Origin of the sequence: Enterobacter sp. WCHEn045836 (genome assembly GCF_003965585.1) — a bacterium.
Taxonomy (GTDB): domain Bacteria; phylum Pseudomonadota; class Gammaproteobacteria; order Enterobacterales; family Enterobacteriaceae; genus Enterobacter; species Enterobacter dissolvens.
Map to the genome: position 1 here is coordinate 108,039 of NZ_RXPT01000001.1, position 20,045 is coordinate 128,083.

Here is a 20,045-nt window from a genome sequence, read left to right on the forward strand (position 1 = left end):
CGAGTGGGGTCAGCTATGACACGTGCTATTTATCCGAACAACAAAGGCAACAAAGGCAACAAAGCATAAATAATGCGTCCCTGTCTGCGGCTTATGCAAATGCGGCCAGAGCGACAGAGACGAATAAACACACTCACCACAACTAAGGTTTAACAATGAAAACGCGATTAACTTTAATTGCTCTGTTGTTCACTGTCGCGGCGACGCCGGCTCATGCGATAAACGCACACTATCGTGCTCAATTAGCGCGTTCGGGATGTACTGAAATAAACGCCAACGATGGCACTTGCGATATCCACAAAAGCAAAGCCCAAAACGCGGCACAGCCGTCATCCGCAGCGATCCACGATCCGATGCGTGAAGCTTCATTCTCATCGGATGCACTTAATGCCACGATTTCAAACGGTTTTTTTAGCGCCACCGTTAATGGTAAGAAAGCAACCGTTAAGCGTGTGAACGCAAACTTCTATGAAATCCATGGCGGCGGGTTCGTTATCTCTTTAAGCCTTGATGAGAACGGTATTACCGGTGCATCCTGGAATAAAACGAAGGGTCGCGACCACGGCATTTTGCAGGTTACGCAGAAATAACGATCGCAAGGAGGCCATGTGCCTCCTTTTTCTTCGACGAAAGGCACGATTTGTCACACTCTTTTCTCTGTGTTTACAGTTCTGACAATGCCCTCGTAACTGGCTGTTTTTATTGCACATAGAACGTAATTTTCTTTCTTAAAACGGGGAGTTCCCCTCCCCTGTGCCCTCTGTCACAAAACAGTAAACAAATTAACCATTGAGCCCCGTGGCAAAAGGCTCTATATTGGCGGCGTTTTTTTCAGGCCCCCATCTGTTTTTAACTTTTTATTCAATCGTGGCTCATAACGAAGCGGCGGTTGTAGGAGTGATATGATGACGGATAAAGTCCGTATTGACACCGTAGATGCCCACAAAAGCAACGAAACCTATCTGGCCCGTCAGGCCGAGTTTGAATCTAACGTCAGGAGTTATCCGCGCAAACTGCCTTTAGCTATTACTAAAGCAGAAGGCGTGTGGATCACCGATGCAGATAATAAAGAATACCTTGACTGTTTAGCAGGCGCAGGCACCCTCGCGCTTGGCCATAACCACCCTGATGTGCTGAAAAGCATCCAAAATGTCATTACCAGCGGCTTGCCGTTACATACTCTGGATCTGACTACGCCTCTGAAAGACGCGTTTTCCGAATACCTGCTCTCTCTGCTGCCTGGTCAGGGCAAAGAGTACTGCCTGCAGTTCACCGGTCCATCCGGGGCTGACGCCGTGGAAGCGGCGCTGAAGCTGGCGAAAAAAGTCACCGGCCGTAGCGGTATTATCAGCTTCTCTGGTGGTTACCACGGTATGACTCACGGCGCACTGTCCGTGACCGGTAACCTGTCTCCGAAAGAAGCGGTAGACGGTATGATGCCAGAAGTGCAGTTCATGCCTTATCCACACCAGTACCGTTGCCCACTGGGTATCGGCGGTGAGGCTGGCGTAAAAGCGCTGACCTACTATTTCGAAAACCTGATCAACGACGTCGAAAGCGGCGTGCGCAAACCTGCTGCGGTCATTCTGGAAGCCGTTCAGGGTGAAGGCGGCGTGAACCCGGCTCCGGTTGAGTGGCTGCAGCGCATCCGTAAAGTGACTCAGGAACACGGCATTCTGCTGATCCTCGACGAAGTTCAGGCTGGCTTTGCCCGTACCGGTAAATTCTTCGCCTTAGAACACGCTGGCATTGAGCCAGACATCATCGTGATGTCTAAAGCGGTTGGCGGCGGTCTGCCACTGGCTGTGCTGGGTATCAAAAAGCAGTTCGATGCCTGGGCACCAGGTCACCACACCGGCACCTTCCGCGGTAACCAGCTGGCGATGGCAACCGGTCTGACGACGCTGAAAATCCTGAAAGATCAGAACATCGCGGGCAAAGTGGCGGCACAGGGCGAATGGCTGAAAGGCCAGCTGAACGAGATGGCGAAACGCTATCCGGTTATCGGCCACGTTCGCGGTCTGGGCATGATGATCGGTATTGAGATCGTTAAGCCACATGAAGCGGCAGACCACATGGGTTGCTTCCCGGGTGATGGCGAGCTGTCTGCTCTGATTCAGAAGAAGTGCTTCGAAGCCGGTCTGATTCTGGAGCGTGGTGGTCGTAACGGTATCGTTCTGCGTCTGCTGCCTTCTCTGCTGATCAGCGATGATGAGCTGAAAGTCTTCCTGGATAAATTCGAGCAGGCACTGCTTGCTGCGGGCGTTCGCCCGGCGTAACCGGAGTTGTTGATTACGATGTCTGATTCAAACCCAATTTTGTTCTCCTCTGCGCAGAGCATTGAAGCTTACCAGCAGGCGATTGAACAAAGCACTCAGGCTGTGATGCAGTGGCTGAAGCAGCCTGAGATGTATCAGGGCAAAACGGTCGCGGAACTGCGCGACCGCATTAAGCTGGATTTCAACCCGAAAGGGCTGGGTAACGAAGCGGCGATTGAACGCGCCGTAGAGTTCTTCCTGAAAGACAGTTTGTCCGTTCATCACCCGCAGTGTGTGGCGCACCTGCACTGCCCGAGCCTGGTCGTTAGCCAGGCGGCGGAAGTGCTGATTAACGCCACTAACCAGAGCATGGACTCCTGGGATCAAAGCCCGTCCGCAACCATTATCGAGATCAAACTGATCGAATGGCTGCGTACCCGCGTGGGTTATCAGGCTGGCGACGCGGGTGTCTTCACCAGCGGTGGCACCCAAAGCAACCTGATGGGTCTGATGCTGGCACGTGATGCGTTCTTCGCGCGTCAGGGCCACTCCGTTCAGCAGGATGGTCTGACGGGCGATCTGCGTAAGATCCGCGTGCTGTGCTCGGAAAATGCGCACTTCTCCGTGCAGAAAAACATGGCGCTGATGGGTCTGGGTTACCAGTCCGTCGTGCAGGTAAAAACTGACGAATTCTCCCGCATGGATCTGACCGATCTGGCGGCGAAAATCGAGCAGTGCAATGCCAACGGCGAGCAGATCCTGGCGATCGTGGCGACAGCAGGTACCACCGACGCGGGTGCTATCGATCCGTTGCGCGCCATTGCTGAACTGGCGGCGAAGCAGAATATCTGGGTACACGTTGATGCGGCCTGGGGCGGCGCGCTGCTGATGTCTGAGCAGTATCGTCACTACCTGGACGGCATTGAACTGGTGGATTCCGTTACCCTGGACTTCCACAAGCAGTTCTTCCAGACCATCAGCTGCGGCGCATTCCTGCTGAAAGAAGCGCGCCACTATGAACTGATGCGCTATCAGGCGGCTTACCTGAACTCTGAGTTCGACGAAGAAGCCGGCGTGCCGAACCTGGTGTCCAAATCGCTGCAGACCACGCGCCGTTTCGACGCGCTGAAGCTGTGGATGAGCCTGGAAGCGCTGGGTCAGGAGCAATACGCGGCGATCATCGATCACGGCGTGACGCTGGCACAGCAGGTTGCGGCTTATGTCAAAGAGCAGCCTGCTCTGGAACTGGTTATGCAGCCACAGCTGGCAAGCGTGCTGTTCCGCTTCCGTGGCGAGGTGCAGGCAGATGATGCAGGTATCGCCCTGCTGAACCAGAAAATTGGTGATGCGCTGCTGGAGTCCGGCCGTGCAAACGTCGGCGTGACCGAACATAACGGCGTGACCTGTCTGAAACTGACACTGCTGAACCCAACCGTGACGCTGGAGGATATTAAAATCCTGCTGTCTCTGGTTGAGCGCACTGCGCAGGAAGTTCTGGCGAAGTAATGCAAAGCCCCTCTCTCATCGGGAGAGGGGCTATTTTTATAACCCTGCCCACCACATCCTGACTTTCAATCCCCAGTAGCTTGTCCAGCCCGTTGTTGTACTGACGACATTGCCTTTGGATACCAGCACCAGCGTCGGGGTAACGCTTACCTGCCATTGCTGCGACAGCGCACCGTTTTCATCATTGACCACCGGCATTTTCAGCTGTTTCTTTTCAACCCAGCGCGCAAGCTTTGCGTCATCCCCGGAACGCATGGCAACACTCACCACATTGCCACCTTCTTCTGCCAGTTTATTGACCGCAGGCGTGGTATAACGGCAGATGCTGCACCATGTCGCCCAGACGTAGATCAACAGCGGCCGGTCCTGACTGAGCGCCGCAATGTCGTGCAGCGTGCCATTAATGTCCTGCATCGGAGTGGCACTAAACGTGGCGGGTAATGACGGTTTGCGGTACTGATCCACGCCCCACATCACGGCCAGCGCCAGCAGAGCGAGTATGATCCCTTCCCGCGCCCAGCGGCGCAGTTTGCTGAATTTGCGGTTTTCCATTGTGACCTCGTGATTTAACGAAGGTCATCTTAGCGAGCTACGCACCGTTTCGCTGTAAAGAAGTGTCGCCCTACCTGGTGCGTAAGGTATCCACCATCAGGGTAAAGCAGGATTCAATGAGCGCAGGCAGCGCCTGCGGGGCTCGCATCAGCGCCACCGTACGCGCCAGGGCCGGTTGCTGTAGGTGGACCACCTTAAGCTGCGGGTCCTGCAGGTGCGTGGTGTACAGTTGCGGCAATATCCCCACGGCAAGCTTCGAGCGCACCAGCCCGTATAGCGTCTCGATATAGTCCACCTGATAACGGGTCTGCAGAGACAGACGGTGGCTTTCGGCAAGCGCATTGACCAGCCGCTGAATATTTCCTTTTGAGAACACGGCAATATCCCGGCCAACCAGCTGTTTCCAGGGAACATGTGCCGACGCGGCGAGCGGATCGTCGCAATGCAACACCGCCACAAACGGATCTTCCTGCAGCGGGAACACGTCCAGCTGTTCGGGTACCGAACTGTCCAGCGCCCCGATGCCAAAATCAATCTGCCCTTTCAGCAGTTGCGCCACCAGCGCATCATTGGTCTGGTCGTGAAACTCCACTCTCAGGCGCGGAAAAGCCTGCGCCAGCGTCTGCGGCAGCAGCGGGAACAGCAACGAACTCACAGAGGGTACCAGGCCAATACGCACCGTGCCGTCACCGCCGGCCTGCACAATCTGCTGCATATCATCAAACGCCAGCTGCGCCACGCTGAGCACCCGCTGGGCGTGTGGCAGAATGGCGTGACCCAACTCGGTCAGCGTGACCGCCGACGCGGTACGATTGACCAGTTTGCCGCCGAGTACCGTTTCGATTTGCCGCAAGGCGCTACTGAGTGCCGGCTGGCTGATAGCCAGCTTACTGGCGGTATCCGTAAAATGACGCAGCTGCGCCAGAGTGACAAAATACTGTAGCTGTCGAAGGGAGAGCGCAGGCAAGCGCTGCCAGGGTTCCGTCATCATTATCCATTACACCCGTCACAGAATAACCCGGGGTTATCGGGCGATAAATTTTATCAACTGGGCAAACGTTTGCCGGGTGCATAGAGTAACGTCAATATTTCAATGCTGGAACTGTTAATTGCATGACTGCCGATACCCGACGCCGCGCCGTTATGGCTGCACGAGGCGACACGCCGTTTGATCTGTTGCTCACCCATACCCGAATTGTTGATATGGCAACCGGTGAGATCCGCGACGCGGATGTGGGTATCGTCGGTTCGCTTATCGCCAGCGTCCATCCGCGCGGCAGCCGCAACGATGCGTATGAGACGCACGATCTGAACAACCAGTTCCTCTCTCCGGGGCTGATGGACACGCATGTTCACCTTGAAAGCTCGCACCTGCTGCCCGCACGCTACGCGGAGATTGTACTGGCGCAGGGCACCACCGCCGTTTTCTGGGATCCGCACGAGCTGGCGAATGTGCTGGGGATTGAGGGCGTCCGCTTTGCCATTGAGGCGAGCCGCAACCTGCCGCTGCAGGTGATGGTCGCGGCACCATCGAGCGTCCCTTCCACGCCGGGGCTGGAGATGTCAGGCGCAGACTTTGCGGGCGAAGAGATGAATACCCTGCTCGGCTGGCCGGAAGTGCGCGGCGTAGCGGAAGTGATGGACATGCACGGGGTGCTTAATGGCAGTCAGCGTATGCTGGAGATCCTGCAGGCCGGGCTGGAAAGTGGAAAGCTGATTGAAGGCCATGCGCGAGGACTCAGCGGCGCGGACTTACAGGCGTATCTGGCGGCGGGCGTCACCTCTGACCATGAACTCACTTCCGCCGAGGACGCGCTGGAAAAATTGCGCGCCGGGCTGACGCTGGAGATCCGCGGCTCGCATCCTTATCTGCTGCCGGATATTGTCAGCGCGCTGAAAACGCTGCCGCATCTCTCGTCGCAAATCACGGTCTGCACCGACGATGTGCCGCCAGACATGCTGATGGAAAAAGGTGGCATCATCGCCCTGCTCAACCTGCTGATTGAACATGGTCTTCCGGCGACGGATGCGCTGCGGTTTGCCACCCTGAACGCCTCCCTTCGCCTGCAGCGTAACGATCTCGGACTGATTGCCGCGGGCCGTCGTGCGGACCTGGTGGTGTTCGATTCACTGGATAAACTGACGGCTCGCCAGGTGTACGTCGCCGGAAAATGCATTGCCCGTGACGGAGCGATGATCGAGCCGCTTGTCGATACGCCTCTGACTCTGCCCCGTGATACCGTGCGCCTGTCGGCGCTGACCGCCAGTGATTTTTACATGCGCATCGATAACGCAAACCACGGTGTGGCGCGCCTGCGTCATATCAGCGGCGCACGCTTTACCCGCTGGGGTGAAATTGACGTTCAGGTGCGTAACGGACGCGTTGACATACCGGCTGGTTTTAGCCTGATCTGGGTTCAGCACCGCCACGCACGCCACGCGGCAAAACCGCAAATCGCCCTGCTTGAAGGCTGGGGAGAGCTGCGGGGAGCTATTGCCACCAGCTACTCCCACGATTCACACAATCTGGTGGTACTGGGGCGCGATCCAAATGACATGGCGCTGGCCGCTAATACGCTGATCCAAAGCGGTGGCGGGATGGCGCTGGTCCAGAACGGGGACGTGATTGCCCATGTGGCGATGCCCATTGCGGGGATGTTGTCAGAACTCGCCCCTGCGGAACTGGCGCGCCAGTTCCGTGAGCTGCGCGAACGCAGCAGCCAGATTGCCGACTGGGAGCCGCCATACAGAGTATTTAAAGGGATTGAAGGGACGTGCCTTGCCTGCAACGCCGGGCCGCATTTAACCGATCTTGGACTGACCGATGGCAGCACGCGCCAGATTGTCGATCCGTTGATTTCTTACCGGGAAACCCCGGACACTACACAATAATACCGAAGGAGAGCCGGATAATGGCCGACAACACCGTTAATTCGCCAGCACCAGGGAGCTGGCTTGAACGTCGTTTTGCACTGCATACGCGCGGCAGTACCGTGCGCACAGAGTGTCTGGCCGGTCTCACCGGTTTTCTTGCCGCCGCCTATTTGCTGGTGGTCATCCCGGGGCTTCTCGCCGTGGGCGGGATGGACAAAGGCGCGGCGACCACCGGCACTATTCTGGTGTTTGTGGCCGGTACGCTGCTGATGGCGTTTTACGCCAACCTGCCGTTTATTGTCGGGCCCGGCATTGGTGGCTCGGTGCTGGTCGGGGTAACGCTGGCAGGCAGTGAAGGCATCGGCTGGCAAATTGGTCTGGGCATTGCCTGCTGGTCAGGAATTTTGTTCTTCCTGCTCACCCGTTTCGGCCTGCGTGAAGTGGTGACCCGCTCCGTACCGCAGTCCATCAAGCTGGGGCTGACGGCCTCTATCGGTCTTTTTGTTGCGGTACTGGGTTTTCGCAATGCCGGGCTGGTGCTGGCCAACGCGAAAACAAACGCGCTGATGCTGGGTGATTTTCTCTCACCCGGTGCACTGGTGGCACTCACTGGTCTGTTCCTCGCCATTGCCCTGCAGGCGCGTCGCATACCGGGCGCCATTTTGTGGGCCATTTTATTTGCCACCCTTGTGGGTATCCCGATGGGGGTGACCCGGCTTCCCGCCAGCTTTATCGATATGCCTCACTCACTGACACCGGTGCTGGGCCATATCGACATGGTGGGTGCGCTGAATATTGCCTTCCTGCCGTTCCTGTTTGTCTTTTTCGCGTCGGAATTTTTCTCCACCATGGGCACCACGCTGGCGGTGGGGGGCGAAGCCGGACTGCTGGATGAAGAGGGCAATATGGCCAATATCAATCGTCCGTTTATGGTGGACTCGATTGCCGCCGCCATTGGGCCGTGGGTGGGTATTCCTGCCGCCACGGCGCTGATTGAATCCTCGGCGGCCGCAGAAGCGGGCGGTAAAACCGGCATGACGGCACTGGCAGCAGCGGTTATGTTCCTGCTGATGCTGCTGTTTACCCCCGTTGCGCTGATGATCCCAAAAGAAGCCACAGCCCCTGCCCTGATCCTGATCGGTCTTAATATGTTCAGCGGCCTGCGCAAGGTGGATCTGGCGAACTTCACCGACGGACTGCCGGTGCTGATGATGGTGATGATTACGCTCATCGCCAACAGCTTCGGGACAGGGATTGCGGGAGGGTTGCTGTTTTACATCGTGATCAAAGCGATTGCAGGAAAATGGCGAGACATCCCTGTTGGACTTTGGATCCTCGCCATCCCGCTGGTGTATTACTTCGCCACCCTGGTAAAACATTAATCCTTGCGCGGTTGCCGTGTCGGGCTTTGGCCATACTCGTAATGGCCATAGCCTGCGCGGTAATAGAGCGCTGCGGACTTCACCACGTCGTTCAGCACGGTGCCGTTGATATAGGCCCCCGTTTGCTGCAGACGCTTGATGCTGTTTTCCATCTCTTTCAGGCTGGTTTTCGCAAAGCGGGCCACCAGCAGTGAGGTGGCGGCCACCGGGGCAGCCACGGAGGCATCGGTAACGGCCAGTACCGGCGGAGTATCCAGGATCACAAGATCGTACTGCTCATTTGCCCAGGTCATTACCGCCCTGAAGCGTTCGCTCATCAGCAGTTCAGAGGGGCGCAACGGAACCGGCCCGCAGGTCAGCACATCAATGTTGCCTTTTTCATAGCGTTGTATCGCCTCCTGACATTCACATTTTCCGTCAAGCACGCCGGACAGTCCGGTATGGTTAGTTAAACCGAATACGTTATGGACATAGCCCTCGCGCATATCCGCATCAATGAATAGCACCCTCAGCCCGGCCTGCGCCTCAATCGCCGCCAGCGACGTGCTGACAAGCGTTTTTCCGCAGTCCTGCGTCGGGCCAGAAATCATGACGATCCGGTTAGCGGCATCCTGCAACGTGAAATGGAGACTGGTACGCAGTCCGCGCACGGCCTCGACAAAAATATCCGCTGGCCGATCAACCGGCAGAAAAGGCACGTCGGTGATCCGGTGTTTCCAGCGTGTACCAAACGCGCGTTTTCTGCGCAGGTTGGTTTTTTTCCACAGCCACGCAGAACGCGGCAAGGTGGCCATCACCTGGACGCCCAGCCCTTCCAGTTGATCGGCGGTGTTGATGCCGCGTCTGAGCGCCATGCGGACCAGCACCAGGCCTACTGATAATATCAACCCCAGCAGGATGCCAAACACGATGACCAGCGCCTTTCGCGGTTTAATGGGATCGGGCTGGGTTACCGCGCTGTCGATAATTCGCACGTTACCGATGGCGCTGGAACGGGAAATGTTCAGCTCTTGCTGACGGGTAAGCAGTTGCAGATAGATAGTGCGGCCTGACTCCACGTCCCGGCTGAGACGCAAAATGTCCTGTTGCGTCGACGGCATAGCTGCGACACGCTGATTCAGACGGATCCTCTCCTGCTCCAGCGTCTGGCGTTTTTCACGCAGGGCGCGGTAGTTCGGGTGATCTTTCTTGAAAAGCTGAGAAATCTCTGCCTCACGAAACGTCAGCTCGTTGAGCTGGTTTTCAATATTCACAATCTGCTCGAGAACCGATTTCGCTTCCAGAGAGAGATCGACCGAGTCACGCTGTTTGCGGTACTGATTCAGCCGCTCTTCGGCCAGATCCAGCTCGCTTCTGATTTTGGGCAACTGCTGCTGCAAAAACGCAAGACTGCGGGCATCCTGCGCTTCCTGGCGGGCGATATTTTGCTGCAGATAATTGTTGGCAATCCGGTTGAGCACCAGGGCAATACGGTCAGGATCGGTGCCGGTCAACGTGAGCGTTAGCACCCCGCTCTGCTTTGCCGATTCAACGACGCTAAATTGGGTACTCAGCAGATTAATTGCCTCCAGGCGGGGACGGGTTTGTAGCGTGAATTGCGTACCCGTTGGGGCATTCAGTTTCGACACCAGCAGGGAAACGCCCTCCTTTTCAAAAGGTTTTCCCTCCATGCCCTCAGCATAAAAATTGTCGCCTTCCAGCCGGTATGCGCCTTTTTCCAGCACAGTGAGCACAAGCGTGCGTGGTTTGTCTTTGACAGGTGGCAGTTGCAGCCAGCCAAAGTCGATCGTCTCCGGTTTGCGGCCCTGCAACCGTGCCCAAAGCCCCCCCACAACCGGGAAAGTACGCTGCGTCACATGCTGCGCTAATCCTAATTCATCAACGGTAGCGCCCAGGATCATGCGCGATTTAAGCAGGAGAATTTCGGGTTGCACATCGGGAGACATCTCACTGCCAAACTGTTTTAAATTTTTGAGCAGGCTATTATCCTGCTTTCCCTCCACCTGAATTAAAGCATCTGCGCGATAAACGGGCGTGGCCAGAAAGGCATACAGCCCCGCCAGCAGAGTGAAAATGAACGTAATTGATAATATGACTGCACGGTGATCGATCATCTCGCCAAGGAGACGAATGAGATCAATTTCATGATTTTCCGGTGCGGCCGCACCGTAACTTTCTGATGTGTAAGACGACATTAACGCTTCATTCCTTGTTGACTCAAACGATGAGCCCATTCCTGGCTGGCTTTGCCCAGCAGCCCGAAAACATAGTCGAACGCTTCACGACTTTTACGATAGGGATCGGGGATGTCCTGCGGTTCAAGCCATTGCCCAAAGAGCAGCGATTTGCCGCGAATTTCCGGGGCCATGGCAGAGATAAAGCGAAGATGGGCAGGTTCCATCACAAGAATAAGTTCCGATTCCCGCATGAGTTGCGGAGTCAGTTTGCGCGCACGATGTCCATCAAGTGAGATCCCATGTCGACTGGCCACATCCTGAGCGATGATATCCGCCGGGCTTCCCTCCAGCCCAAATATGCCTGCCGAGGTTATCCGTTTCCCCGGCAGCAACTGGCGCAACAGCCGCTCGCCAATCGGCGAGCGACAGATATTGCCGGTGCAGACCACTAAAATGGAATCGAACATTACTGCGGCCACGATCTGATGTAACGGACCGTTTCGGTCAGGTCATGAACACCGGTGATGGTGGGCACGAGCTGGGTAATGACGCGGTTCCAGCGCGACAGCGGCGCCGTGGTGACATACACAATGTCGTAGGGCTCAAGCTGGAATTCGGTGCCCAGCACCATCGCGGAGGCATCTTGCGCGTTAAGCTGATAAACGTTGGCGATTTTTCCCGCATTGTTGCCTTTGGCAATGGAGCGAATGACAAAAATGCCCGTCGCATCGGCCATGTCCTGATTCAGCCCGCCCGCATTGCTCAGCGCTTCGGCAAGGGTCATCCCGCTCCTGTCCATCTTCAGTGTGCTCTGCTTGATCACTTCCCCCATCACAAAGACTTTCAGGGCGTCATTGCGAGGTACAAAAAGAATATCGCCCGGGTAGAGCAGTTTATTTTGCGTCAGGTCGCCGTGCTGCATCAGCGCGTAGAGAGAGAGGCGCGAATCTTTGCCCTCGTGAGTGAGAACCACATTGCGCCAGTCCGCGTCGGCAGAAAGCCCACCCGCCGCGTTGACGGCATCCATAACCGTCAGGGGAATATTGGTGATCGCCTGCTGGCCAGATTTGGCGACTTCGCCAGTGACATAGGCTTTTTGCGAGCGGAAAGCGGCCACGCTGACATCCACCTGCGGGCTTTCGATCACGCTATCCAGCCGTTTGGCGATCTCCTCCCTGACTTCAGAGACCGTTTTTCCCGCCACGGGGAGTTTTCCGACATAGGGATAAAAGAGCGTCCCGTCGGCATTCACCCAGTTGCCGGTGTCGCTGGCACTACGATACTGCCCGGCCGGTGTTGTCAGTTCAGGGTGATCCCAGACGGTAACGGTCAAAATATCACCTGCGCCAATACGGTACTCCCAGTGTCTGACCTGCTCATCCAGATTAGGATTTGGCTGAGATTTCGCGGCGGCAGGACGCAATTTCTCAATCAGGGAAGGGGTAAGAGGATAAAGATCCACGCGCTTATCTATATTATTATTTTCATCACCCGTCGTGATGATGTTTTTCCCCGATGAGCGTAATGTTTGCCCAGGAGAAAATACGCAGCCAGTCAACAGACTTATCGCTAAGAATATTACAGAGAGTGTGGTTGTGTTTTTCATTAAAATTAATTTATCAATCATGAGCGCAAAAAACGCATAACAGGCCATTCCGGAAGAATCGCCTGGTTTTACAATATGCTGTTTTTCAAGCAATTAAGTAAAAATCCCACATCATTGAACGATGTGCAGAATTAACTGAAGGACCGGAACCACGTAGAATTGAGAATTAAACCGCTCCACTTTTTTAAGTTTAAAACGTCTTTAAATAAAATGCATGCATTTCAGGTCACAAATGTAGAGCAAATTTATATTTTCAGAATTAATTAAAAAAAACATTTCTGCACTGAATTAGTCTTAGAAAATATCATTCATAAACAAAATAGTATTAAACGTTTGATCTACACAAAACCGTCCACTTTTGTTACATTTTTTTTCGAACAGACTCTGCTGGGATACTTAAAATAGGCTGTCTGCCACACCGTCATCACAACAGCAGACTGAGAGTATCAGTAACGGTATAACTGGAGAAAAAATGGCTAAGCGTACATGGCTGCTTCTGGGTGTAGTAATGTCTCTTGCGAGCGCGGCTTATGCGGCCCCGCAAACGGCGTCAGCATCTGGTGGCATCAAAGCTTATGAAGAACAAGAGTTCATCGCTGATTTCACGAAGTTCAAAATTGGTGACACGGCTCCGGCGCAATATCAAACCCCTGAATACACCATCAAACAGTATCAACTGCGTAACCTTCCGGCACCGGATGCGGGCACACACTGGACCTATATGGGCGAGAATTACGTCCTGATCGGTGATGCTGATGGCAAAATCTACAAAGCGTATAACGGAGATATCTTCTATCATCGCTAATACCGTTCAAATCCGGACGTGGCAGGAGAGCGATCGCCCTTTCCTGCGCACGCTTTACCTGCATGCCCGCCGCGAGGCGTGGCCGTGGCTAAACGGTGCCGAATGGCAGCTCGAAGACTTTGACGAGGCCACCCGCGACGAAGTGATTTGGGTCGCCGTGCAGAACGGTCATCGTGTGGGCTTTGCGTCAGTCTGGACGAATGATAATTTTCTGCACAATCTGTTCGTTGACCCGCAGTATCAGAGCCTGGGCGTAGGCCATTTGCTGCTGGAACAGGTGCAAAAAACGTTTACCAGTACCGGGGCGCTAAAGTGCCTGGTGAGAAACGAACGGGCTATCGCGTTTTATCAGCGTCATGGCTGGCACATTGAAGCAACGGGAGATTCTCCGGACGGAGAGTACTATCTGATGCATTATCGGCTTGGGTAAAGTCAGGTGGCGCTTCGCTTACCTGACCTACAAAACCGTATTTCGTAGGCCGGGTAAGGCGAAGCCGCCACCCGGCAATCCGGCGCTGGAGATTACACCGCGCGGAAGGCGATTTCGCCAGGAATAACTTCACCCTGCCAGTAGAGCTGCGCCGCAACGCGTCCCGCCAGCTGACGATACATCTCAGCAAACTCGCTGTCCGGACGGTTGACCACCGTCGGTTTCCCGCTATCCAGATCTTCACGCAGCGTGATATGCAGCGGCATCTGCCCCAGCAGTTGGGTGTGATACTGCGCCGCCAGTTTTTCTGCACCGCCGGTGCCGAAGATAGGCTCATGATGACCACAGTTGCTGCAGATGTGCATACTCATGTTCTCGACGATACCGAGTACGGGCACCTCGACTTTCTCGAACATCACGATGCCTTTTTTGGCGTCGATCAGCGCGATATCCTGCGGGGTGGTTACCACAACGGCCCCCGTCACGGGAATGTTCTGCGCCAGCGTCAGCTGAATATCACCGGTACCCGGCGGCATATCCAGCACCAGATAATCCAGATCCGGCCACAGGGTCTCCTGCAGCATCTGCATCAGCGCTTTGCTGGCCATCGGGCCACGCCAGACCATCGCATTGTCATCAGTCACCAGATAACCGATGGAGTTGGTCGCCAGACCGTGCGCCATGATGGGCGCCATGTGGGTTCCATCCGGCGAGGTTGGACGCTGGTTTTCTGCACCCAGCATATTTGGAATTGACGGCCCGTAAATATCCGCATCCAGAATACCCACCTTCGCCCCTTCGGCCGCCAGCGCGAGCGCCAGGTTGACAGCAGTAGAGGATTTCCCCACCCCGCCCTTACCAGAGCTGACGGCGATGATGTTTTTCACACCATTCACGCCAGGCTGGTTCTTCACCCGCTTGAGGGTGGCGATGCTGTGGGTCAGTTTCCAGTCAATCGCTTTCGCACCGGTAATGCGCAACAGCTCAGAGCTGGTTTGCTCTTTCAGCGCGTCAAAGGCGCTGGTCCAGACGAAGGGCATCTGCAGCTCAATGTGCAGCGTCTCGTCCAGCCATGCGACATGGTGCAACGCTTTCAGCGTAGTGAGATTGTGCTTCAGGGTTGGATGCTGAAAGTTAGCCAGCGTCCCGGCGACCATTGCTCGTAAGGCTTCCGGTGATTTGGCCTGGGATTGAGAACTCATCCCGACTCCTTTGTTCTTGTGAATAAGACCTTAGATGAACAAGTTTACCTGAAAGGCCGCGGTTTGTGCTTACTTAATAATGCCCCTTTTGGTAATATCAAAAACCCTTTTCACAGTTAAAAGAAGTAATGCCTACTATGACTCAAGTCGCGAAGAAAATTCTGGTAACGTGCGCACTGCCGTACGCCAACGGCTCAATCCACCTCGGCCACATGCTGGAGCATATCCAGGCTGATGTCTGGGTCCGTTACCAGCGAATGCGCGGCCACGAGGTTAACTTCATCTGCGCGGACGATGCCCACGGCACGCCGATCATGCTGAAAGCCCAGCAGCTGGGTGTTTCCCCTGAGCAGATGATTGCCGAAATGAGTCAGGAGCATCAGACCGATTTTGCTGGCTTTGACATCAGCTATGACAACTACCACTCCACGCACAGCGAAGAGAACCGGGAGCTGTCTGAGCTCATCTACACCCGTCTGAAAGAGAACGGTTTTATTAAAAACCGCACTATCTCTCAGCTGTACGATCCGGAAAAAGGCATGTTCCTGCCGGACCGTTTCGTCAAAGGCACCTGCCCGAAATGTAAATCACCGGATCAGTACGGCGATAACTGCGAAGTGTGCGGCGCAACTTATAGCCCGACAGAGCTTATCGACCCGAAATCGGTGGTCTCCGGCGCCACGCCTGTAATGCGTGACTCCGAGCACTTCTTCTTCGATCTGCCCTCCTTTAGCGAGATGCTGCAGGCGTGGACCCGCAGCGGCGCGCTGCAGGAGCAGGTGGCGAACAAAATGCAGGAGTGGTTCGAATCCGGCCTGCAGCAGTGGGACATCTCCCGTGATGCGCCCTACTTTGGTTTCGAAATCCCAAATGCACCGGGCAAATATTTCTACGTCTGGCTGGACGCGCCAATCGGCTACATGGGTTCCTTCAAGAACCTGTGTGACAAGCGTGGCGACACCGTCAGCTTCGACGAGTACTGGAAGAAAGATTCCACCGCCGAGCTGTATCACTTCATCGGTAAAGACATCGTCTATTTCCACAGCCTGTTCTGGCCAGCAATGCTGGAAGGCAGCAACTTCCGCAAGCCGACCAACCTGTTTGTTCACGGCTACGTGACGGTGAACGGCGCGAAGATGTCCAAATCTCGCGGTACGTTCATTAAAGCCAGCACCTGGCTGAACCACTTCGACGCGGACAGCCTGCGTTACTACTACACGGCGAAGCTCTCTTCCCGCATCGACGACATCGACCTGAACCTGGAAGATTTCGTGCAGCGCGTGAACGCGGACATTGTTAACAAGGTGGTTAACCTGGCCTCCCGTAACGCGGGCTTTATCGCCAAGCGTTTTGACGGCGTGATGGCGGCCGAACTGGCTGACCCTGCGCTGTACAAAACCTTCACCGATGCGGCGGCCACCATTGGCGACGCGTGGGAAACCCGCGAGTTCGGTAAAGCGGTGCGTGAAATCATGGCGCTGGCAGACCTGGCTAACCGTTATGTGGACGAGCAGGCGCCGTGGGTGGTCGCGAAGCAGGAAGGCCGCGATGCCGATCTGCAGGCGATCTGCTCCATGGGCATTAACCTGTTCCGCGTGCTGATGACGTATCTGAAGCCAGTTCTGCCGCAACTGGCAGCCCGTGCAGAAGCGTTCCTCAATACCGAACTGAGCTGGGATGCCATTCAGCAGCCACTGCTCGGCCACAAGGTCAACACCTTTAAGGCGCTCTACAACCGCATTGAGATGAAACAGGTTGAAGCCCTGGTGGAAGCCTCGAAAGAAGAGGTGAAAGCGGCCGCAGCACCGGTGACCGGCCCGCTGGCTGACGATCCGATTCAGGAGACCATCACCTTTGATGATTTTGCCAAAATCGACCTGCGCGTGGCGCTGATTGAGAACGCAGAATTCGTGGAAGGCTCTGACAAGCTGCTGCGCCTGACGCTGGATCTGGGCGGTGAGAAGCGTAACGTCTTCTCCGGCATCCGTTCTGCCTATCCTGATCCGCAGGTATTGATTGGCCGTCAGACCGTCATGGTCGCGAACCTGGCACCGCGTAAAATGCGCTTCGGCATCTCTGAAGGGATGGTGATGGCCGCAGGCCCTGGCGGGAAAGATATCTTCCTGTTAAGCCCTGACGAAGGCGCGAAGCCGGGTCAGCAGGTGAAATAACAAAAAAGCCGGAGATTATCTCCGGCTTTTTTGTTCTCCCTCTCCCACAGGGAGAGGGCTGGGATGAGGGCAGCAGGCCGCCCCCATTCCGCAATCACGCCTTCGTGTTATGCACCCGGTGGGTCAACCCGCGCAGGAAATTACGCATAAACTGGTCGCCGCACTCGCGGTAATTTTTATGGCCCGGCGCACGCATCATGGCGGTCACTTCCGGCACGGATACGCGGTATTTTTGCTCGGTCATGATCGCCACAATATCATCCGTTTTCAGCGAGAACGCGATACGCAGCTTTTTCAGCACCGTGTTGTTGTCCACCCGACGCTCCAGCGCCAGTTCAGGTGCAGAATCATCTTTGCCACGCTTATCGTAGATCAGGCCGTTCAGGAAGCCAGACAGGATAATGTCCGGGCAGCGAACAAACCCCTCTTCGTCCTCTTTGGTCATCCAGGTGTCGAAACCGGCAGAGGTGGATTCCATGGCAGACAGCGCAAGAATGCGCACCATGTCGTTGTTGTTTGCTTTCAGGGTGTAGCGCAGGCTACGAAGAATATCATTACTAAGCATGAGTGCCTTTAACTGTCGATGATGCAATGGCGCGCAGTGTACCAGTTTTACAGGCCAATCGCCTCTTTCAAACTTTTCAGGTAGCGGCGACTGACGGGCACCGTTTGACCGGCCCGCAGCACCAGCTCGGCCTGGCCGTTATCTTCCAGACGGATTTCTTTCAGATGCGCCATGTTAACCAGATACTGCCGATGGCAGCGGACAAGCGGCGTGCGGCTCTCCAGGGTGCGCAGCGTCAGCTCGGTAAAGCCTTCATTGCCCTCGGCGCTGGTGACAAACACCCCGCTCAGGCGACTGCTGACGAAAGCCACATCATCCATCTGCAGCAGGTAAATCCGGCTATGCCCGGTACACGGGATAAACTTCAGCGGCTGCTGGTTTTCCGGCAGCAGCGTGACGTCCTGTACCGTACGCTCCTGGCGTAAACGCGTCAGGGTCTTTTCGAGCCGCTTCTCTTCAATCGGCTTCAGCAGGTAATCGAACGCGTGTTCTTCAAAGGCCTTCACGGCATATTCGTCAAACGCCGTCAGAAACACGATATACGGGCGATGCTCCGGATCAAGCATGCCGACCATCTCCAGCCCGCTGATACGGGGCATCTGGATGTCGAGGAACAGCACGTCCGGGCGCAGTTTATGCACAGCACCAATGGCCTCAATGGCGTTGGCGCACTCTCCCACAATCTCAATGTCACTCTGCTCCTGCAACAGCACGCGCAGGTTTTCCCGTGCCAACGGTTCATCATCGACTATCAGCACTCTTAACATGCGGTCTCCTCCAGCGGCAATCGTAACGTAATACGGGTAAATCGGTCCGGCTCACAGGCCACGGTAATGCCACATCCATCACCAAAGTGAGCGCGCAGGCGTTTATCCACCAGGCTCATCCCCAGCCCGCCTGACGCGGACGGGACGTAAAGCCCGGCATTGTCTTCAATATTCAGCACCAGATGATGATTAAACCGGCTGGCAGAAATGGTGATCTCCCCATTCCCCAGAAGCTGCGATGTCCCGTGCTTAATGGCATTTTCCACAATCGGCTGCAGGGTAAAGGCCGGAAGATGCTGATACGCCAGTTCATCCGGCACGGATAGCGACACTTGCAGACGTGACTGGAAGCGCGCCTGCTCAATCTGCAAATAGGCGTTTACATGCTCAATCTCATCGGCCAGGGTGACAATTTCAGACGGCCGTTTCAGGTTCTTGCGGAAAAACGTCGACAGGAACTGCACCAGCTGCGCGGCCTGATCGCTGTCGCGGCGTATCACCGCTTTCAGGGTGTTGAGGGCATTAAACAGGAAATGCGGGTTCACCTGAGCGTGCAGGAGCTTAATTTCCGACTGCGTTAACAGGGCTTTTTGCCGTTCATATTGCCCCGCCAGGATTTGCGCGGAGAGCAGCTGCGCAATCCCCTCCCCCAGCGTTCGGTTGATTGAACTGAACAAGCGGTTCCTGGCTTCATAGAGCTTAATGGTCCCCATCACTCGCTGGTTTTCACCCCGCAGCGGGATGACCAGCGTAGAGCCAAGCTTACACTGTGGGTGCAGCGAACAGCGGTAGGGCACCTCGTTTCCGTCGGCATAGACTACCTCACCGGTCTCTATCGCACGAAGCGTATACGCGGACGAAATCGGTCTGCCGGGAAGGTGGTGATCGTCGCCGGTACCGGTAAAGGCCAGCAGCTTTTCACGATCGGTAATCGCAACGGCACCGATGTCCAGCTCCTGATAGAGCACCTGCGCCACCTTCATGCTGTTTTCTTCGTTAAAGCCCTGGCGCAGGATCCCCTCAGTTGAGGCGGCGACCTTCAGTGCTGTCGCAGAGAACGCCGAGGTGTATTTCTCAAACATGGCGCGCTTGTCGAGCAGAATGCGCATAAACAGCGCCGCGCCCACGGTGTTGGTGACCATCATCGGGGCGGCAATACTGTTCACCAGATGCAGCGCATCCTCAAACGGTCGGGCGATAAGGAGGATGATCGCCATCTGCGCCATTTCGGCCACAAAGGTGATCGCGCCCGCAGTAAGCGGGCTGAAAACTTTATCCGGGCGGCCACGTTTAATCATGTAGCTGTGCACCAGGCCACCAAGCAACCCCTCCACGATGGTGGAGATCATGCAACTGAGCGCCGTCATGCCGCCCATGGAATAACGGTGCAGGCCGCCGGTCAGCCCGACGAGTCCGCCGACCACGGGGCCACCGAGCAGCCCCCCCATCACCGCGCCAATCGCGCGGGTGTTAGCGATCGAGTCTTCAATATGGAGGCCAAAGTAGGTCCCCATAATGCAGAAAATGGAGAAGGTTACATAGCAGAGGAGTTTGTGCGGCAGGCGGACGGTCACTTGCATCAGCGGGATGAACAGACGCGTTTTACTCATCAACCAGGCGATGACAAGAAACACGCACATCTGCTGAAACAACAGCAGCACCAGATTAAACTCGTACATACTCAGGAACCGCACCTTCTGAAAACGCGTAACATACACTGAAGGCGCCGAAGTTTCTTTGAAGCAGTCCA

At 55.6% G+C, this 20,045-nt stretch carries 17 protein-coding genes; 8 read left to right on the forward strand and 9 right to left on the reverse strand.

The window, feature by feature from the left end:
- The first annotated feature begins 155 nt into the window (after nt 1-155).
- The 3 genes from EKN38_RS00490 (at nt 156) to EKN38_RS00500 (ending at nt 3,764) form a co-directional block, all read left to right on the forward strand.
- A complete protein-coding gene (locus EKN38_RS00490) occupies nt 156-590 on the forward strand; it encodes a hypothetical protein (protein ID WP_014832651.1) in 435 nt (144 codons plus the stop codon).
- 312 nt (nt 591-902) lie between these two features.
- Complete coding sequence (locus tag EKN38_RS00495) at nt 903-2,279, forward strand: diaminobutyrate--2-oxoglutarate transaminase (protein ID WP_126521570.1); 1,377 nt, start codon at nt 903-905, stop codon at nt 2,277-2,279.
- 18 nt (nt 2,280-2,297) lie between these two features.
- Nucleotides 2,298-3,764 carry a pyridoxal phosphate-dependent decarboxylase family protein gene (locus EKN38_RS00500; protein WP_014832652.1) on the forward strand — a complete coding sequence of 489 codons (1,467 nt, stop codon included), beginning with the start codon at nt 2,298-2,300 and terminating at the stop codon, nt 3,762-3,764.
- 36 nt (nt 3,765-3,800) lie between these two features.
- On the opposite strand, the gene EKN38_RS00505 is transcribed toward EKN38_RS00500, so the two are convergent.
- Nucleotides 3,801-4,316 carry a protein disulfide oxidoreductase gene (locus EKN38_RS00505; RefSeq protein ID WP_014832653.1) on the reverse strand — a complete coding sequence of 172 codons (516 nt, stop codon included), beginning with the start codon at nt 4,314-4,316 and terminating at the stop codon, nt 3,801-3,803.
- Nucleotides 4,317-4,386: 70 nt separating this feature from the next.
- A complete protein-coding gene (locus tag EKN38_RS00510) occupies nt 4,387-5,307 on the reverse strand; it encodes a LysR family transcriptional regulator (protein WP_170289883.1) in 921 nt (306 codons plus the stop codon).
- Nucleotides 5,308-5,429: 122 nt separating this feature from the next.
- Here EKN38_RS00510 and EKN38_RS00515 point away from each other — a divergent pair, with 122 nt between their 5' ends.
- Nucleotides 5,430-7,208 (forward strand): adenine deaminase, encoded by a 1,779-nt coding sequence (locus EKN38_RS00515; RefSeq protein ID WP_014832655.1) that lies wholly within the window; start codon nt 5,430-5,432, stop codon nt 7,206-7,208.
- Between the two features lie 20 nt (nt 7,209-7,228).
- Nucleotides 7,229-8,572 carry an NCS2 family permease gene (locus tag EKN38_RS00520; RefSeq protein WP_014832656.1) on the forward strand — a complete coding sequence of 448 codons (1,344 nt, stop codon included), beginning with the start codon at nt 7,229-7,231 and terminating at the stop codon, nt 8,570-8,572.
- On the opposite strand, the gene etk is transcribed toward EKN38_RS00520, so the two are convergent.
- From etk to EKN38_RS00535, 3 genes are read right to left on the reverse strand one after another with little or no spacing between them, the layout of a single operon-like run.
- Entirely contained in the window at nt 8,569-10,767 is a 2,199-nt protein-coding gene (gene etk, locus EKN38_RS00525; protein ID WP_014832657.1) for a tyrosine-protein kinase, read from the reverse strand. The genes EKN38_RS00520 and etk overlap by 4 nt on opposite strands.
- Nucleotides 10,767-11,216 carry a protein-tyrosine-phosphatase gene (locus EKN38_RS00530; protein ID WP_014832658.1) on the reverse strand — a complete coding sequence of 150 codons (450 nt, stop codon included), beginning with the start codon at nt 11,214-11,216 and terminating at the stop codon, nt 10,767-10,769. The genes etk and EKN38_RS00530 overlap by 1 nt, the downstream gene beginning before the upstream one ends.
- Nucleotides 11,216-12,355, reverse strand: coding sequence for a polysaccharide export protein (locus EKN38_RS00535; protein ID WP_014832659.1), 1,140 nt, complete (start codon nt 12,353-12,355; stop codon nt 11,216-11,218). Before EKN38_RS00535 ends, EKN38_RS00530 begins: the two co-directional genes overlap by 1 nt.
- Before the next feature lie 472 nt (nt 12,356-12,827).
- Here EKN38_RS00535 and EKN38_RS00540 point away from each other — a divergent pair, with 472 nt between their 5' ends.
- Nucleotides 12,828-13,160 (forward strand): RcnB family protein, encoded by a 333-nt coding sequence (locus tag EKN38_RS00540; RefSeq protein WP_014832660.1) that lies wholly within the window; start codon nt 12,828-12,830, stop codon nt 13,158-13,160.
- Entirely contained in the window at nt 13,111-13,590 is a 480-nt protein-coding gene (locus tag EKN38_RS00545; RefSeq protein ID WP_043951789.1) for a GNAT family N-acetyltransferase, read from the forward strand. Before EKN38_RS00540 ends, EKN38_RS00545 begins: the two co-directional genes overlap by 50 nt.
- A 92-nt stretch (nt 13,591-13,682) precedes the next feature.
- On the opposite strand, the gene apbC is transcribed toward EKN38_RS00545, so the two are convergent.
- Nucleotides 13,683-14,792 carry an iron-sulfur cluster carrier protein ApbC gene (gene apbC, locus EKN38_RS00550; RefSeq protein ID WP_014832662.1) on the reverse strand — a complete coding sequence of 370 codons (1,110 nt, stop codon included), beginning with the start codon at nt 14,790-14,792 and terminating at the stop codon, nt 13,683-13,685.
- Between the two features lie 137 nt (nt 14,793-14,929).
- Between apbC and metG the strand changes: the two genes are divergently transcribed.
- Nucleotides 14,930-16,963 (forward strand): methionine--tRNA ligase, encoded by a 2,034-nt coding sequence (gene metG, locus EKN38_RS00555; RefSeq protein WP_014832663.1) that lies wholly within the window; start codon nt 14,930-14,932, stop codon nt 16,961-16,963.
- A 94-nt stretch (nt 16,964-17,057) separates the two neighbouring features.
- Here metG and EKN38_RS00560 read toward each other — a convergent pair whose 3' ends face one another.
- The 3 genes from EKN38_RS00560 to EKN38_RS00570 are packed head-to-tail and all read right to left on the reverse strand — an operon-like array spanning nt 17,058 to nt 19,974.
- A complete protein-coding gene (locus EKN38_RS00560) occupies nt 17,058-17,528 on the reverse strand; it encodes a DUF1456 family protein (protein WP_014832664.1) in 471 nt (156 codons plus the stop codon).
- A gap of 47 nt (nt 17,529-17,575) precedes the next feature.
- A complete protein-coding gene (btsR, locus tag EKN38_RS00565) occupies nt 17,576-18,295 on the reverse strand; it encodes a two-component system response regulator BtsR (RefSeq protein ID WP_014832665.1) in 720 nt (239 codons plus the stop codon).
- Nucleotides 18,289-19,974 carry a sensor histidine kinase gene (locus EKN38_RS00570; protein ID WP_126521572.1) on the reverse strand — a complete coding sequence of 562 codons (1,686 nt, stop codon included), beginning with the start codon at nt 19,972-19,974 and terminating at the stop codon, nt 18,289-18,291. The genes btsR and EKN38_RS00570 overlap by 7 nt, the downstream gene beginning before the upstream one ends.
- Between the last annotated feature and the right edge of the window lie 71 nt (nt 19,975-20,045).

What these genes read in the sequence shown, in the direction of transcription:
- EKN38_RS00510 (WP_170289883.1), bottom strand. Translation starts at nt 5,307, where the DNA reads ATGATGACGGAACCCTGGCAGCGCTTGCCTGCGCTCTCCCTTCGACAG.
- EKN38_RS00505 (WP_014832653.1), bottom strand. Translation starts at nt 4,316, where the DNA reads ATGGAAAACCGCAAATTCAGCAAACTGCGCCGCTGGGCGCGGGAAGGG.
- btsR (WP_014832665.1), bottom strand. Translation starts at nt 18,295, where the DNA reads ATGTTAAGAGTGCTGATAGTCGATGATGAACCGTTGGCACGGGAAAAC.
- EKN38_RS00535 (WP_014832659.1), bottom strand. Translation starts at nt 12,355, where the DNA reads ATGAAAAACACAACCACACTCTCTGTAATATTCTTAGCGATAAGTCTG.
- EKN38_RS00490 (WP_014832651.1), top strand. Translation starts at nt 156, where the DNA reads ATGAAAACGCGATTAACTTTAATTGCTCTGTTGTTCACTGTCGCGGCG.
- EKN38_RS00530 (WP_014832658.1), bottom strand. Translation starts at nt 11,216, where the DNA reads ATGTTCGATTCCATTTTAGTGGTCTGCACCGGCAATATCTGTCGCTCG.
- EKN38_RS00500 (WP_014832652.1), top strand. Translation starts at nt 2,298, where the DNA reads ATGTCTGATTCAAACCCAATTTTGTTCTCCTCTGCGCAGAGCATTGAA.
- EKN38_RS00540 (WP_014832660.1), top strand. Translation starts at nt 12,828, where the DNA reads ATGGCTAAGCGTACATGGCTGCTTCTGGGTGTAGTAATGTCTCTTGCG.
- EKN38_RS00545 (WP_043951789.1), top strand. Translation starts at nt 13,111, where the DNA reads ATGGCAAAATCTACAAAGCGTATAACGGAGATATCTTCTATCATCGCT.
- apbC (WP_014832662.1), bottom strand. Translation starts at nt 14,792, where the DNA reads ATGAGTTCTCAATCCCAGGCCAAATCACCGGAAGCCTTACGAGCAATG.
- metG (WP_014832663.1), top strand. Translation starts at nt 14,930, where the DNA reads ATGACTCAAGTCGCGAAGAAAATTCTGGTAACGTGCGCACTGCCGTAC.
- EKN38_RS00570 (WP_126521572.1), bottom strand. Translation starts at nt 19,974, where the DNA reads ATGTACGAGTTTAATCTGGTGCTGCTGTTGTTTCAGCAGATGTGCGTG.
- etk (WP_014832657.1), bottom strand. Translation starts at nt 10,767, where the DNA reads ATGTCGTCTTACACATCAGAAAGTTACGGTGCGGCCGCACCGGAAAAT.
- EKN38_RS00520 (WP_014832656.1), top strand. Translation starts at nt 7,229, where the DNA reads ATGGCCGACAACACCGTTAATTCGCCAGCACCAGGGAGCTGGCTTGAA.
- EKN38_RS00495 (WP_126521570.1), top strand. Translation starts at nt 903, where the DNA reads ATGATGACGGATAAAGTCCGTATTGACACCGTAGATGCCCACAAAAGC.
- EKN38_RS00560 (WP_014832664.1), bottom strand. Translation starts at nt 17,528, where the DNA reads ATGCTTAGTAATGATATTCTTCGTAGCCTGCGCTACACCCTGAAAGCA.
- EKN38_RS00515 (WP_014832655.1), top strand. Translation starts at nt 5,430, where the DNA reads ATGACTGCCGATACCCGACGCCGCGCCGTTATGGCTGCACGAGGCGAC.